At 56.1% G+C, this 14888-nt stretch carries 4 protein-coding genes; 1 reads left to right on the top strand and 3 read right to left on the bottom strand.

Features of this window, described 5'->3' with window-relative positions; translation table 11 throughout:
• Window positions 1–113: 113 nt before the first annotated feature.
• From M7439_RS06690 to M7439_RS06680, 3 genes are read right to left on the bottom strand one after another with little or no spacing between them, the layout of a single operon-like run.
• Complete coding sequence (locus M7439_RS06690; RefSeq protein ID WP_298347572.1) at window positions 114–4010, bottom strand: Eco57I restriction-modification methylase domain-containing protein; 3897 nt, start codon at window positions 4008–4010, stop codon at window positions 114–116.
• Entirely contained in the window at window positions 4007–6847 is a 2841-nt protein-coding gene (locus M7439_RS06685) for a helicase-related protein (protein WP_298347569.1), read from the bottom strand. The genes M7439_RS06690 and M7439_RS06685 overlap by 4 nt, the downstream gene beginning before the upstream one ends.
• Window positions 6844–12057, bottom strand: a complete 5214-nt coding sequence (locus M7439_RS06680) for a DEAD/DEAH box helicase (RefSeq protein WP_298347567.1) — start codon at window positions 12055–12057, stop codon at window positions 6844–6846. Before M7439_RS06680 ends, M7439_RS06685 begins: the two co-directional genes overlap by 4 nt.
• Window positions 12058–12475: 418 nt before the next feature.
• Here M7439_RS06680 and M7439_RS06675 point away from each other — a divergent pair, with 418 nt between their 5' ends.
• The gene (locus M7439_RS06675; RefSeq protein ID WP_308464418.1) at window positions 12476–14140 is read left to right on the top strand and encodes a DUF262 domain-containing HNH endonuclease family protein; all 1665 of its coding nucleotides are present in this window, start codon (window positions 12476–12478) and stop codon (window positions 14138–14140) included.
• Window positions 14141–14888: the final 748 nt, after the last annotated feature.

The raw sequence follows: 14888 nt of genomic DNA, 5'->3' as shown, positions 1-14888 counted from the left end.
GATGGTGAGCGATCCCAAAAGGCTCCACGGTCAACGCCGAGACACAAGGTCGACCCCATCCCTCATCGCCGTCTCACTCTGATTTGAGCTGAAAAACCAACCTTCCCAAATCATCATTGTGAATAACGATCGAAATGCTCCAGGATGAGGCGTTTTGTTCTGAACTCACCATAGTCGCGTTCATCGTTCCGTTTCACGATGGGAAAACTCCCCAGAGCTCGGTCCGCTTGATCACGCGAATAGCCATACAGATTGAAGAAACACGCGTCGAGTTCAGCGCGGAGCTTTGTACGTTGTGAATCATTCCAGATGAAGGGTTCTCCATCATAACCAAGTTCACGAGCCCAAGGCTTAAGATCCCATGCGGTGTACGTCAGCTCGAGGACTCGGACGGCGATCCAGTCAGCGAGGCTCTGATTCGAATCAGCCTCCCAGGGGACTCGCTGGTCGAAGACGTCTGGAGGTAGCACCGGCAATTGCTCGGTGACATAAAAGTTCATATGTGTTCCCCCGACCTTCATGCGGGCAATGGTGTCAAGGGCAAACGAATTGAGGCATGCAAGCAAAGCACCTGCCAAAGGGCCTGAAGCACTGGCTGCTAGCAGTAGCGGAAGATTATTCCCGACGGCTGTGGCGGGCACGACCGATGCGATCAGGGTCCGCTCGTCCGTGGATCTCGCAATATCCCGAAACCCGATCAGCCACTCCCGATCCCATCCATCGAGCTTCTCTTTGACCTCTGCCTCGCTCACCCAGTAACGCGGCAAGATTGCCCATTTGGGGTCGGTCTTGAGCGAATTATCAGCCTCAATTGGCTTGTCCCCGACGACACCCTCAAAGGTGGCAAACCGATGATCGAAGTGATGGATCAGCTTGCCTTCGTAGAGGGGGAGGTAGCGTTCTCCGGTTCCATTAACGAAGTCGCTGCCCGAGAGGGTGAAGCCTCCTTCCCCGAAGTATCGCCGAGTCAGAAACCTATTGCTGTCGGTGTTCATCATGAACATGAGCTTGAACTTGACATCCCAAGGAGATACCCGACTTGGTTCGGTCCGGACAAGCACTGGGACACGGGCATAAACGTCCCGCGCCAACTCTGCATCGTCTCGACTGCGGAAGATTGGCATATTCCCCGTGTTTGGGTTGATTAATTCAAAGTCGGCCGTCGATAACGTCACGTGACGCTCAGGGACGTTCAGGTCCGCCACCTGTTGTGCAAAGAGTACGAAGTCGGCTGCAGGGTGCTGTCTCGCAACCCCCGTGATTGTGAGAAGGCAGAACTTTTGTCTGCTATCGACTGCTGGGAATAGCTTGCTTCTGTTCTCGAAGTCGTAGAGGCTTGCGAGAGATTGAGCGCTGATAATGTCCTGGAAGAAGTATTGGGTGAATGAATCGGTAGCAATGCCCGAAGGAACGATAATGCCTACCAGTCCCATTGGGTTTATTGCATGACGAGCAAGTTCTGCGAAGAGGGGTGCTGTATTGAGGCGGCCTCTGCTCGTTAAGGCAAAGCGCCCGGAAGAATGAACAAAAGCTTGAAAGCGTTGGAGTGCCTGCTTGGCACTAACGTAACCTTGATACGATAAGGCGTCTCGTTCTAGAAGTTCCTTGATCATCCGGTCACGTGCCGCCATGTTTTGCGCCTGGCTGACCTCGGGATGATCAATGGCAAAAAACTGGACTGGATCTAGCTCCACTTGACCCCAAGGAGGATTTCCAAGTACAACATCGAACCCTGCGTTCTCGCGCGTCTTGTGTTCGTCTCCCGGCCGAGCCGTGGGGAAGAAGACCTCCGGAAAGGCGATGTGGAAATGGAGGAACTGGTAGTCCTTTGCGGCCTTCTCGATCAGTTCGCGTTCGCGTTCGCTGAGCGCTTGGGAGCCGCCTAGCCGCACCTTCTCCACTGTTTCACTGGTGATCTCACCGCCCTGGGGAACTTTGTGATAGAAAAAGGCAGCGCACCACGCGTCAGCTGCCCATTTTTCGCTTGCAAAGGAGCTTTGGTGCTGGAGTTCCTCCCAAAGCTGTGCCTTGGCCGCGACATCATTGATGTTGTCGTCGTCTATTGCGTCGAGGGCCGCAGCCTGGGCGGCTAGGGCGCCTACCTCAAGACCAATGCTTTCGACATCGAGAGTCAACCTCCCACGTCGGAAATCTTTGTTTCTTCTCTTACTGTTGCCTGCGGTTGTCTTGTCATCCCCATCGAGCACTTTGTAGGCTTCGTCGGGGATCCCGTCGGCAACGAGCTCTGGTGTGGTGCCGATGAGGGCATTACCGGTAACGATATGGCGTTCAAGAAACGTCAAGGGTTTCCCCGCCTCCATCGCCTCCATCCAGAGACTCACCTTTGCCAGCTCGACAGCCATTGGGTTGATGTCGATCCCATAGCAACACTTGGCGATCACCTCGCGTAGGGCATGGCGTACCTGAGCTGGGGGAGCCTCCGACTCTCCGGCCCGAAAGGCTGCCAGCCGTTCTGCCATCCGATGCGCGGCTGCAATCAGAAAGTGACCAGATCCACAGGCGGGATCAAGAACCCGGATTGAGAGGAGCGCAGCCTCAGGATCGCTTTTCGCAAGTGCCTCCTCAATCACCGGGTCAAGTGCGCTCTCAAGCAGGCTCGCAACCAACTCACTTGGCGTGTAGAAGCTACCGGAAGTCTTGCGCTCATTGCCAGGCGTATCTCGTAAGGCGAACGGCTTGCCGTCTTCGTGGATCCGAGGATTGAGCTCCAATAAGGCTTCATAGACACTTCCGAGCTCCTCTGCCCCAAGATTGGCAAAGTCGACTCGGCGACGTACACCCTCTGACTCGGTAGTCGAGAGATGAAGAATGGCCGCACCAAGGCTCCGGTTGCTGATCGTGGTACCGAGAAGGTCGGGAATCGCTTGATCACTCCAGAGAAAACTTCCCAACGCACCAAGGCCGAGGGGGGCAAGACCAGCTGGGTCTCCGAGTCCGTCCATGACGACTTTCAGCATCTCCCATAAGTCCGCGTGGCGATCTGAGCGTGCACCCCACGCTTGTTCGCGCAATCTTTTGGTCGAGTACCACTGCTCGTAACGCTTGATGGCGATCGGATCAACTGCGGTTCCGTGCAAGAGCTGGCGATCTTCTGCGACGAAGAGGAAAAGAATCCGATAGATGAGCCGCAAAATCTGACGGTAGAGGTCAAGACTGCTCAGTTCCCCTGATGTTAGGGTGCCACGCAGCTGCTGATTGTTAGGGTGAGTGATGAGACCCTCTCCGATGGCCTCGATGGCGTGTCGTACCCCACCTTGGAGAGCATCGAGCGCACGAATGCCGGATTCATTGATCTTGCCCCGCCAACGTTCGAGCCAGCAAGTACTTGGCTCGTCTCCTTCAAAGCGGCTCTCATGGACGATCATCCAGAGCGTTACGAAGTCATCGAAGCGCTCGTTGGAAAAGATCGCCTCAAGATCGAATTCTAAGTACGACTGACGGGTAAGGCTCGTGCTGTCGCGCAAGATGCGCAGAATGATCCCATTTGAGACTATTCCCCAGAGACGATCGGATGAGCGATTGAGGAGCTCTTGGACCAGGGAATGAGGACTCTTGCCCGCAGCACCTCGAACGCCGGGTGTTCGTCGATCAAGTGCGACTCCGGCGCCGACCAAGTGGATAGGGATAGACCCCCACTCGTGGCTGAGGGGATAGGTCTCTCCTTGAATCTCGATCGTCTTGGCTCGTTGGAGTCGTCCATAGCCGAGTTCGTTAAAGATAACCCCAAGCCACTTGTCTCGCGTGAGGCCAGATGCGGTGTCTGTCTCGTCAAGCTGGGCCAGGGATTCACTGAATCCCCTCCACGCGTTGGTGAGTCGATTCCAGGATCGGCTGACGATCTCGGTGATACGCTCGTTCGCCCCTAAGTGATAATCGCTTGGACGAAGCCCTTCTAATCCAGAATTGGGGTCGCGGAGTCGAGCGAGAAACTCGATCGGCAACAACCCGCCTACACTCGTGATGCCCACTCCTGTTGCCTGAGTACTCATCTCGGATTCCCTGGTAACAAGATATAGAGCCCAACGAGGTCGAGTGGCAACATGAGGCGCACTTCGACGGTCCCTCGGGTCCGAGAGGCCTCTCGCACTCGGAGATGGCTCTCGCGCAACGCAAGAGCTCGAAGCTCGGCCCACTCCATGAGTCCGGACTCCCAACCATCATGGTAGTTGTCGAGCACCAGATTGAGAACCTCCTCAGCTTGGGACTCACCCACGTTGCCAGTTGACTCGGCATCAAGGAGGTCGAGTGACTCCTCGGGAGCGAGCCAGGTGGGGACGAGCCTTTGGTTGTCGACAATCTCAGCACCAAAGCCAGCGACCAAGACGTCCTCTGCTAAGAGCTGAGAGACCCGCGTCGTGAGTTCGAATCGTAACCGCGCGACGGTGAGTGTGGTGAGTTGTTTGACCGCTGGAGTGCGACGTACGCTAGCACGCGCGGCTGGACCGGCGTGATCAAGGGCCGAATCAAGCACCCAGGCGCCAAGGCCGGCGATGAAGGGCTCGACTCTTGAAGCCACTCGCTCCCGAGGGTCTCGGGGCTGGGACCCAAATCGAAAGCTGAGTTCTTGATTTCCATGGGCAAGATCTTGGATCGCGGTCGGTGCATTCCTAAGCTGGACCACCATGGGGTCGTCATTGCTGACCGATACCCCTTCGGAGATCAGAACATCTCGAGTGAAGCGGCGTAGGTCGGCCACGGTACCAATCGCCTGCGTGAGTTCTGCAAGCTCTCGTTCGACGATATCAGGTTTCAAGATATTTTGGGCAAAGACGCTGCGAAGTGCCTCTTCGCGCTTCGCACTCGCATTCCAAGCCTCGGCGAGCTCGGCTTCGCTTTGTCCAAGACCCTCGAGGGTCAGCTGGGTCCCTTGGCCGAGCTGCTCTCCTTGAGAGAGCACTCCGCGAATGAGGGTTTCTACGACCGTGTTGGGATCACCTGGAACGGGAATTGAGACGCCGAGGGAGTTGCGGATCGACTCGTGCTTTCTGAGCAATACCTCCATTACCAACCCATCGATGCGGTTATCGCTACCGTAGCAAGTCACGACTCGTACCTCGGGTGAGGTTTGTCCGAAGCGATCAACTCGACCCTCGCGCTGCTCATGGCGGGTTGGGTTCCATGAGAGGTCATAATGGATGACAGCATTGAAGTAATCCTGAAGGTTGATCCCCTCGGACAGGCAGTCAGTGGCGACTAGCACGCGCTTTGGGTGTTTGGCGAGCTCGTCGACGATGCTGGCGCGCTCAGAGGAGGGAATATTGCCGGTTACGGGGCGGACCTCGACCCCACGGAGTCGGGTGTCCAACTCAGTGGCGACGTACTCGGCGGTTGCAATGAACCGACAGAAGATGATGGGAGAGAACCCATCACCCAGCATGCGACGAACCTCGTCAACGAGGAGTATGAGCTTTGCATCCTTCTCGCCCCGACATGAATCAGTCAGTTTGGCGAATTCGCGGAGCCTGCGTTGCTGGGCACTGGACGCCGTGTCTTCGCCAACATCGGTAAGGACTCCTAGCTCCTCATCGACTTGGGCATCCTCGTCGTCGCCAACAAGGTCCAGCACTCGTTGGCGACTTATGCGCTCGGCGTCTTCGGGGTCGGTTGTTTCTTGGGTCTGTGCTCGGCGCCGCAATGTGGCCGCACCAGCAGCTGGCGATGAGGCAATCGCTCGTAAAAGCGCCAGTGCGGACCACCAACGCAGGCGATTGGTCCAAGCCTCGTTCGTCCTCGAACCAGACGCCAGCCCACCATGACCTTCGCTGGTCTGGGCTCGTGCGTAGTTGAGCACCTGATTGAGAAGGGTTTGATAGTCCTCGCTTAACCGGTAGGGAGCCTCCTTACTCTGGCGTTCGGGGAACTGGGTGTCACCAAGGTAGTGGACGAGGTTTGCTCGGCGCCGTTGTACCAAGTGGCGTGCGACCTGCTCGCGAAGTCGACGGTTCCTATCGCCCGAGAGATCCTCGGGTAGGTCTTGGAATTCCTCGTTCAAGAGCGCGAGCAGTGATCGGAAGGCACCCTCATTGCCAGAGTGCGGCGTAGCAGTCACGAGAATGAGGTGACGATGCTGGTCGCGAGCAAGCTCCTCGATGAGCTGGTGGCGCTGATGCCGCGAGGAGCGCAGTCGGGTGTCCGCAGCCACGGTATGGGCCTCATCGACCACGATCATCTCTGGCGCACTGCGCAGAAACTCAGACCGTCGTCGATCGGCCTTGATGAAGTCGGTGGAAACGATGGTGATGGGGTAGCGGTCAAAGAGAGTCTCGCCGGTTCGACATCCTCGCTCCAAGGCGGCCGCTGTTGAAGCGAGCACTACTTCGGCCTGGAGGCCAAACTTCGTCGCCATCTCCTCTTGCCACTGAACGGCAAGGTGAGGAGGCGTAAGGACACAGACTCGCTTGATCTCGCCTTGGGCCAACAGCTCAGCACAGATCATCAGTGCCTCACAGGTCTTGCCAACTCCGACATCATCGGCGATGAGGAGGCGAACCGGATCGAGTTTGAGGGCCATCATGAGGGGAACCAACTGATAGGGCCTGGGCTCAAAGCCAAGCTGGCCAAAGCTGCGAAAGGGCCCCGCTGATGAGCGAAATCCGAGCTTCAGGGCATCGGTGAGCATTCGTGCAGACCGCAGATCTCCGAGGTCCTTCGTGCTTGGGAGAGCAAAGCTCGCAGGCTCAACTGGCTCAATCGAGGTAAGGACACCAGCGACTTCGAGATCAGTCCCCCCAAGTGGACGAAGGACAAGTAAGTCTTCCTCAGATTCAGGCAACACCACCCAGTCCCTACCACGGGCCCGCACCAGGCTGCCAACGGCATGTTTCATGAGTCTGCTCCAAAGATATCGGGCCGACTGGCACAGATTTGGCTCCAGTCGTCTTGGTACCCGAATCGGATTACGCTCCAGCCAAGGGTGCGCAGCCGACTGGTCGCGGCCTCGTCGCGGAGCTGGATCTCTTGATAGTCATGAACGGGGCCATCGATAAAGATCGCCACATAATCGCGCTCATAGAGAAAATCTGGGCGACAGCTCGCGGCCTCGACGAGGCATGCCGCGCTTGATGGCAGGCGAAGCCGGTGTTCGACGAGATAGTCGAGCCAGGTGTTCTCGAGCGTGCTGGCGGTGACTGCTCTCAGCTTCTTGAGTGCAGCCTCGACATCGCGGCTTCCACCGGTGGCATGTGTGATCGAGCGCATGAGGTCGCCAAGCAACGGGAGCACCAGTTGTCGATCGAGATTGCGATGATCACCCTGGTTGTAGTAGGACAGCAGACAGTTATAGCAAGCCACGCTGCACGGAGCGATACCGTTGGTCACTTGGTCTCGACCGGTGTCAGGGTCCACATGACAGAGCTCTCGCGCGATCCGAGCAACCCTCTCAAAGGCATGGGGTTCTTCGATGAGCCGATGGAGCACACCCGCCCCACCCTCTGAGGCCTCATAGAGCAAGATGAATCGACGATCTTCGGTGTCAGGGAGTGGCTCCGCGGCAAGCTCATTGTCTTCGAGCTGATAGACGATTTGGATCGCGTGTTTCAATGCCGCTTGGAGCGAGGCCATAGTCCCGGTACGATTGCTCCCATCAATTAGGCCGTTCACCGGTTCAATGACCAGTACATTGCGTGCATCCTCGACGTAGGGGACGACGACGCGAATCATCCGAGCGTTGATTGGATCAGTGTCGGCTTCAGCGGACTCTGCCTGCTCGTCGGGTCGACTTGCCCAGTAGCCTCGTTCGACATCGAGCCCAAAGCCAACTTCTGCCTGATTCGCTCGTCGCCTCCAACCTTGGTTGATGCGCCACAGGGTTGTCGCCTGCCCATAGGTCAACCGGAGGGCAACGGCCTCGTCGATCATGACTTCACCATGCAGGGTAGAGGTCTCAGCATGTCGGTAGCTGGTCTTGACCTGATACCCTTGTCGACGCCGCTCCTCTTCATCGGAGTTGATGCGTTCTCGACGTCGGGTGACCACGTTCTCAAGGCGAAAGAGGTTCGGAATGGCCACGCCAAGTTCAGAACCACAGCTCTCACAGATATCCGGACCGACATCAGAGCTCATGGGGTGCAGATAGCCACATTTGTCACAGAGCTTGGCTCGGCGAGTCAGAACGCCCTCACCGTTTGCACCTGCACCCTGCCCAACGGGTAGGATGACGCGATTGACCTCGTAGCGAGATCCTTCATGATAGATGAAGTTTCGCGGTCCAAACTCGCTAATGGCAAGGAAGCGAGGCCTGGCGAGAAAGCCATCTTCTCCATAGCCCCGTCTCCTGCCAGGGATAAAGGCCGAGAGAGGAAGGCGAGGAAATGAGTATCCAGGCAGGAACCCTTCTGCGGCAAAGTAGCGGTAGGAGTAGAAGTCCGACTGTGTCGAAGCGTTGTTATCAAGCAGCAGCAGTTCGAGCTGAGCTCTGGCCTCGTTGCGGAGTCGATCGGCATTTTGCCGATCCCTGGGTGATCGCGCGGCATCTTGGGAGATTCGGTTCTGGATAGCGATTTGCGAACTCGCAGCCCGATACAGACTCTTCCAGCGCCGAGTTGCCTCCTCGAATCGCCTTGGCAGTTGATTCATGGTCTCACTGAGCCACAAGTCACCCCACCAGCCCGCCTCTTTAAGTTCGGGCTCCAAGGGAGCTAACAACTGTCGCGCCCGCTCCGTCGCAAAGATCTTTGGTGTCTGGTCCTGAAGCGCCGCCTCAACCCGTTCCTTGAGGTTGAGTGGCGGAGGGTCTCCATTGACCTCGAGCAGATCGGCCAGGCGCCTCTCGAGGCTAAAGTGAGCCGCACTGAGCCATAAGGAATGGATGTGGCTCCTGACGAGATCCTGGTTGGCGAGATCGAGCCGGGGAGGAGAGACCTGACCAGCAATCATCTTGTCGGGTCGCTTGAAGAAGTATTGGTCATGAGGTGAGCCAGTGGTCGCGTAGGCAAAAACGAGTGCCGGTTGACCCGAACGCCCCGCGCGTCCTGAACGCTGCGCGTAGTTTGCCGGTGTTGGTGGAACGTTGCGAAGTCCAACCACCGAGAGCTCTGCGATGTCGACGCCGAGCTCCATGGTGGGTGAGCAAAACAGTGCAGCGAGCTCACCCCGGCGAAACCTCTGCTCCCGCTCTTGGCGTACTTCAGCTGGGACCTGGGCGGTGTGTTCTCTTGCTTCGAGTCCAGCGAAATCATTGGCGCCTCCCATATAGAGGTGCTGAAAGTAGGAGTTAGGCCGACGACCACCCTCGGGAGCTCTTGGCATATGAATGGGATCGGGGGCGATTTCGCCGTTTCCTTGAAGCCACCGAATTGCCGATGCCTTCACCTGATAGCCTACGGATCCCTCGCGGCGACGCGTGATTTTTTCGACGAGTCCCACCCGGATGAGGATCTCAAGGAGTTGGGCGATTACCGTTTCGACCTCATCCGAGGGAAGTGGAGCAGCGAGATGGGGAAAGGTCGAGCTTCGTCGAAGCCATTGACCGTAGCCACTCAGGCGTCCGAGCTTGATGATGTTCGCCTCACGTCGCGAATTCCCCTCAGCCGATCCGAGGTAGGCAACTGTTGCACTGAGGAGTTGCTCATTCTCATCCAGAGCCCAAGGTGGTCTCAGATGTTGACCAGACTTTTGGATTAGCTGCTCTTGAAACTGAGGGGTCAGGTAGTCGACTTTGATGGCGAGTGCCTTGCGAAGGTAGTCGAGAAGAATGGAGGCGAGTGCCCTTCGAGTACTGGGACTTGCACCACTTAACGCCTGGTGCAGATCAGTCCAAAGTCCTTCAGTGGACGCGATGGCATCGAGGTCCGCGTAGTCGATCCGAAGGAGACCGGTCTGTTCAAGATTTGGCGAAAAGATCCTCCATCCTCGCTCCAGGTCGCGATAGGTACGATATCCAAGAACCTCTCGGAAGGTGCGATCGATGCTCTCGCGCTGACTAAAGAGCGCATCAGGGGAGGCTGAGTAGGTTGCAAAATCCACCCCCATGGCTTCATGGAGGGCGTTGGTCAGATTCTCATGCGTGAGTCCGGATTCACCAGCGGCCCTGAGGGCTCGGTAGAGCCCAGAGCGCAGTTGGGTCATCTCCACAAAGTCATTGAAATGCCCAGCCTGGAGGCTGGCATCTTGGCGGTTGTCGGTAAAGACCAGCAACTTCTTTGCTTCTTGGCTCGCATCGCTCGTGCGCAGTTCTTTCAGCACTGAGAGCGAGAGAATGGTGGTCGCTGTTGAGCGGCCACCAGAACCAAGCGTGGAGAGTTTTGCTAGGTCTGAGCGCTGGTGCGGGCTATAGGAGACATGGCAGGCGAGACAGAACTGCAATGGCGCACGAAAGTAGTAAGCACGCACTCCACCGTGCCCAATGACTCCATCTTTGTGCACTTGGACGGCTTGGGGTAATCGTTCCCGATACCGGCTCTCAACGGCGGGTTGATCGTTGCGATAAGTAACCCATTGCTCTGGCAGGGCATCGAAGTAATCGTTGCTGGTGTCATCCCAAGGGCCGAAGAAGAGATACCCGCTCTCCCCTTGGATCTCTGCACCGCGATCCTCGAATGGACGCGGCACGAATCTCGGTACGATATCACGCTGGAGCTCAAGGTCGCGGCGCAGAGTCTTTGCGCTGCTTCCCACCAACGAAACGACCGAGTAGTCCTGCCCGCATTCTCGACAGAACGCCAGTTGATAGAGCGCCTCACGCTCACCAGAATCACCGATGATCCAGGACTCGCCCTCAAACGATATCTCTCTATGTTCGGGTGCGTCAAGAGTCGCTGATACTGCGTCTCCTCGGGAGAGGAATTGATGAACCCTGAAGGCAAACACTGGAAACCGCGCGCCTTTTGGGCAAATGCGATATCCAGCCAAGAGTTGCTTGCGAAGGGCCTGCTCGCACGTGGAGGCGTCGATACCGGTTGAGGCGCTAAGGCGCGAAGCCACCCCAGAGGGTCCACCAATCGGTTGAGGGGCTTGGCGGATCAGGTGACCGGTTGCATCCTCAACGAGCCCAAATTGTTGCTCAACAAAACTCGACAACGGGTCATTGACGAATTCCTCGAATAATTCGGAAGGATCCTCTCCTGATCGAAGGCGTTCGATGAGCGCGCTCAGTTCCGCGGGATCCGAGAAGTCACGAGGTCTTGTTGCCCTTCGCAAGGTTTCACCGATCACAGCCTCGCTCGTGACTTGGGCTCCAAACAGCGAGCTTGCGACCCTGGCAATCTCTCCCTCTTGGTCATCTGAGCTCGACATCGTGGCAGACGTGCCGATCATCTGAAGTCGGTCACCACCACAGGCAAGTCGTGTCCGTCTTGCCAGATAGGCAACGTCTGCACCTTGTCGTCCCCGATAGGTATGAAACTCGTCGAAGACTAGAAAACGTAAGTCTGTTGCGGCGTCGATCAGGCGTCGTTCTTCGACCCGTGTCAGGATCAACTCGAGCATCACGTAGTTAGTCAGCAAGATGTCGGGTGGGTTCTCGATAATGTCTTGGCGCTCATCATCGCTCTCTTGGCCGGTGTAGCGCCGAAAGGTGACGGGGCCCTGGGCATTGGGGTAGCCATAATTAAGAAATTTTGTGAGTTCTTGTGCCTGGGAGTTGGCGAGAGCATTCATTGGGTAGACGACGATGGCCTTGATACCCCTGCCAGGCCCTTCTCTCAAAATCGCGTCCACGATTGGAATGATGTAGGCAAGGCTCTTACCAGATCCAGTCCCAGTGGTCAGGACATAGTTGACGCCAGATCTCGCGATCTCAATTGCTTGGCGCTGATGGCGGTGCAACTCAAGTGGGCTAAGAACAGCACCCGCTTCATTCTTGATCTGAAAGATTCGTAGACACTCAGGATGGAGAACCCCATCGGCAACGAGCTCTGAGATTGTGCCTCCAGATTCGAAACTTGGGTTAAGGCCGATTCGGGGTTTGGGCCAGAGCAAGCCTTGATCAAGTTCGTCTCGGACTCGAGCTTCCAATCTCTTGTCGGCAATAGCGAGGTAGCTCATCACGTAGCTCTCGTACTCGCCCACCATTCGGTCGCGAAGTTCAAAGACGTCCACGCTATCAACCCCCTCCCCATGACACTGAGCCGCCGACTTTCGAGGCAGCGCCTGATCAGCCGACTACCCTGTGATGATTCACCCTACCACTTGAACCGTAGACTATGGTTGCGCCATGCACTGCACACCCCGAGCGGAAGTCTTGATGATCAGTCGAAGGCTGAGCTTGTCCTTCATCATTCAGATCGGCGTTTGAGTGCGAAGTATGTTGCGGTCTACTCAGTGAGCATGGCCGGATCGCTCATACGACGTACTACAACTAGATTCTGCGAACCTACTGAATCCTTTAAATCTGAATCTGCTCAGAATCATCTCATCTTCGGAGCGGCGTAGGCGTCGGGAGTTTGTGGAGATCTGTACAAATGTTAGGGTAATAGGTCCGGGAGTGCACGGTTAGCCTGGCTGCTGGTTTAGATTGGTGCCCGTGACTGATTCTGCAAAGTTTGATCATGACCATCTCGGGCACCTTCTATCAGACCGGCTCCTGAAGGTCCCGCGTTTTCAGCGTCGTTACTCTTGGAGGGACGAGCATATTTTAGAGTATTGGGCTGACATTCAGCGTGCTCGTGAAGCAAACAATTCTTACTTCATGGGCACTATTGTTCTCGCTTCCGACTCGTCAGGTGACGGCCGTGACCTTATCATCGATGGCCAACAGCGCATTACGACCACCGCAGTTCTCCTCATTGCTGCGCGGGATCGACTGTATGGTTTTGAGCAAGACCGCGCTGCTCAGGGGCTTGAGTCCTCACATCTTAGCGACTATGTGCTCACTAAAGAGGATACTGTGGCGAAACTGATGCTTAGCCCTGACGATCATGACACGTATAGCCGTATGCTCGAGCGTAAACCCGTCAATGACCCGCGTGATGGGCTAGCGAATGCCTATCATCTGATCCGAGGATGTCTCGATGATTTGACGCCCACTCCTTCGGAATACCGACGCCTGATTGATTTGGTTGATTTCCTCGACACTCAGGTTCAGGTCCTGTTGGCAGTAGCATCCGAGCTTCCCGAAGCCTATGTCATTTTCGAGACTCTCAATGACCGTGGCGCGGACTTGACGACAGCTGACCTCCTAAAGAACTATCTTTTCAGTGTGGCAGGCGAGCAAGAGATTGACCACGTAGAGGCTGTTTGGACTCGGCTTACTGGTCGTTTCGAACAGCCAGAAAACTTTGTGAAGGTACTACGATACGAATATATGTCGCAATGGGGCAGCGTCACGAATCGTGCACTCTACAAGGCGTTGCAAGAACGCATCGGAAAGGGCGCCACGGTAGTGCGCACCTACGTTGATCGCCTCGAAAAGGCTGCGCAGCAGTATTTAGCCCTCCGCGAGCCCGACGATGTTAGTTGGTCCTCACAAGCTATCGAGGTAAAGGATTCTCTCCTTGCGTTCCGGCGGTTCGGGTTCGAGGCTAGTACTCCGCTTCTACTTGCCGCGTTTCGCGAGTGGAGTCACAGCGAGGCAGTACGGTTTGTTGACGTCGTCGCGGCCTGGTCAGTCCGGGCGTGGATGGCCGGGCTTCTTGGTGGTGGAAGCGCGGAGTCTGCATTTTCTGCGGCGGCGGTAGCGATTTCCCAGGGTAAGGCCAAAGGACCTGAAGATGTCAGGGAATTGGTTCGGAGCCTGGTTCCGGATGATCTCGCCTTCAAGGCTGCTTTTACTTCATATGGCACGATCACGACGACGCGCGCAAAGTATATACTCGCGAGGCTTGAACAGCAGGAGCTTAGCGAAAAGGGATTGAACACTGAGTCGATGCCGGATTGGAGCAGCAAGGGGGTCACTGTGGAGCACATTTTTGCAAAGTCTAGTGGGCCAAGTGACTTTCAAACTATTGACGAATACGAACGCTTTGTGGCTCTCCGAGATCAACTGCAAAACCTTACTCTTCTTGAGCGCACCCTCAATGCCAGTCTTGAAAATAAACGATTCGATGATAAGCATAGGACATATGGTGATTCGGCATTTTCCCTTACCCGGGAGCTAAGTCAATACGATACTTGGAGTTTTGAATTAGCTGCTCGGCGAGCGGAACGACTTGCGGAGTTAGCAGTTCGGGCGTGGCCCCTGTAGTAACGGTTAGACCGGTACCGTTGATGTGGCCGCTTCCTATGACATTGATGAGTTCTTTTGGGTGACAGTGAGGGTCGAGATCAGTTAGAGTGCTTGGTGGCAGTCAGTCCCTCTCTGTCGTGAAGCGCTCTTGGTGCTTTACGGATCTCTTCTCGCTATAAAACCTGATACACCGGATAGGTTCTGGCGGAAGGGGTCTTGAGTAACGCTATGAGTGCGGTGTCCCACTGCCCAGACCAACCAACGGGGATGAGAGCAAGATCTCTCTGGATTTCTCGAAGTGTGCGAGCGAATTGACGGGGATTTTGAGCGAGGGCGAGCTGATTGTTCTTCATGCTCAGGGATTAAGAATCTCCCTAAATCTTGATGACCGTAACTAGTCTGCGGACAAGGGGTTGCATTCCTGTCACCGTGCTGGTATCGATTACTTGACAGCGGACGCTGCGCGTGATGCGGGCCCGCTTTATGGGTCGATCAAAGCTTGTCGTGAGTATGACCTGTACCTTGACCGAGGTACAAAGTTGTGCCAGGCCTGGGTCGTGTTAATGAGTGTTTGACACCTTCAAAGCAGGTTGATGGCCGGTGTAGTCGTCCCTCTCGTGTGGGTTCGAACGGCTCTAACACTCGGTTGTAGGGTGGCGGTTTGCCGACGGCCCGATCCCACCAATCGGTTGGCTTCAAGTCGCTCGCGCCAGGATCGACGTTCTGAGTCGCAGCGTAGGATGTAATCGTCTTGTCTAATACTTCC

The organism is Ferrimicrobium sp. (assembly GCF_027319265.1).
Lineage (GTDB): Bacteria > Actinomycetota > Acidimicrobiia > Acidimicrobiales > Acidimicrobiaceae > Ferrimicrobium.
The sequence above is the reverse complement of the archived record's forward strand: the minus strand, read 5'-3'. Positions and strand labels throughout refer to the sequence as shown.

Excerpts from the sequence above, each read along its gene's own strand:
- M7439_RS06685 (WP_298347569.1), bottom strand. The coding sequence starts at position 6,847 with ATGAAACATGCCGTTGGCAGCCTGGTGCGGGCCCGTGGTAGGGACTGG.
- M7439_RS06690 (WP_298347572.1), bottom strand. The coding sequence starts at position 4,010 with ATGAGTACTCAGGCAACAGGAGTGGGCATCACGAGTGTAGGCGGGTTG.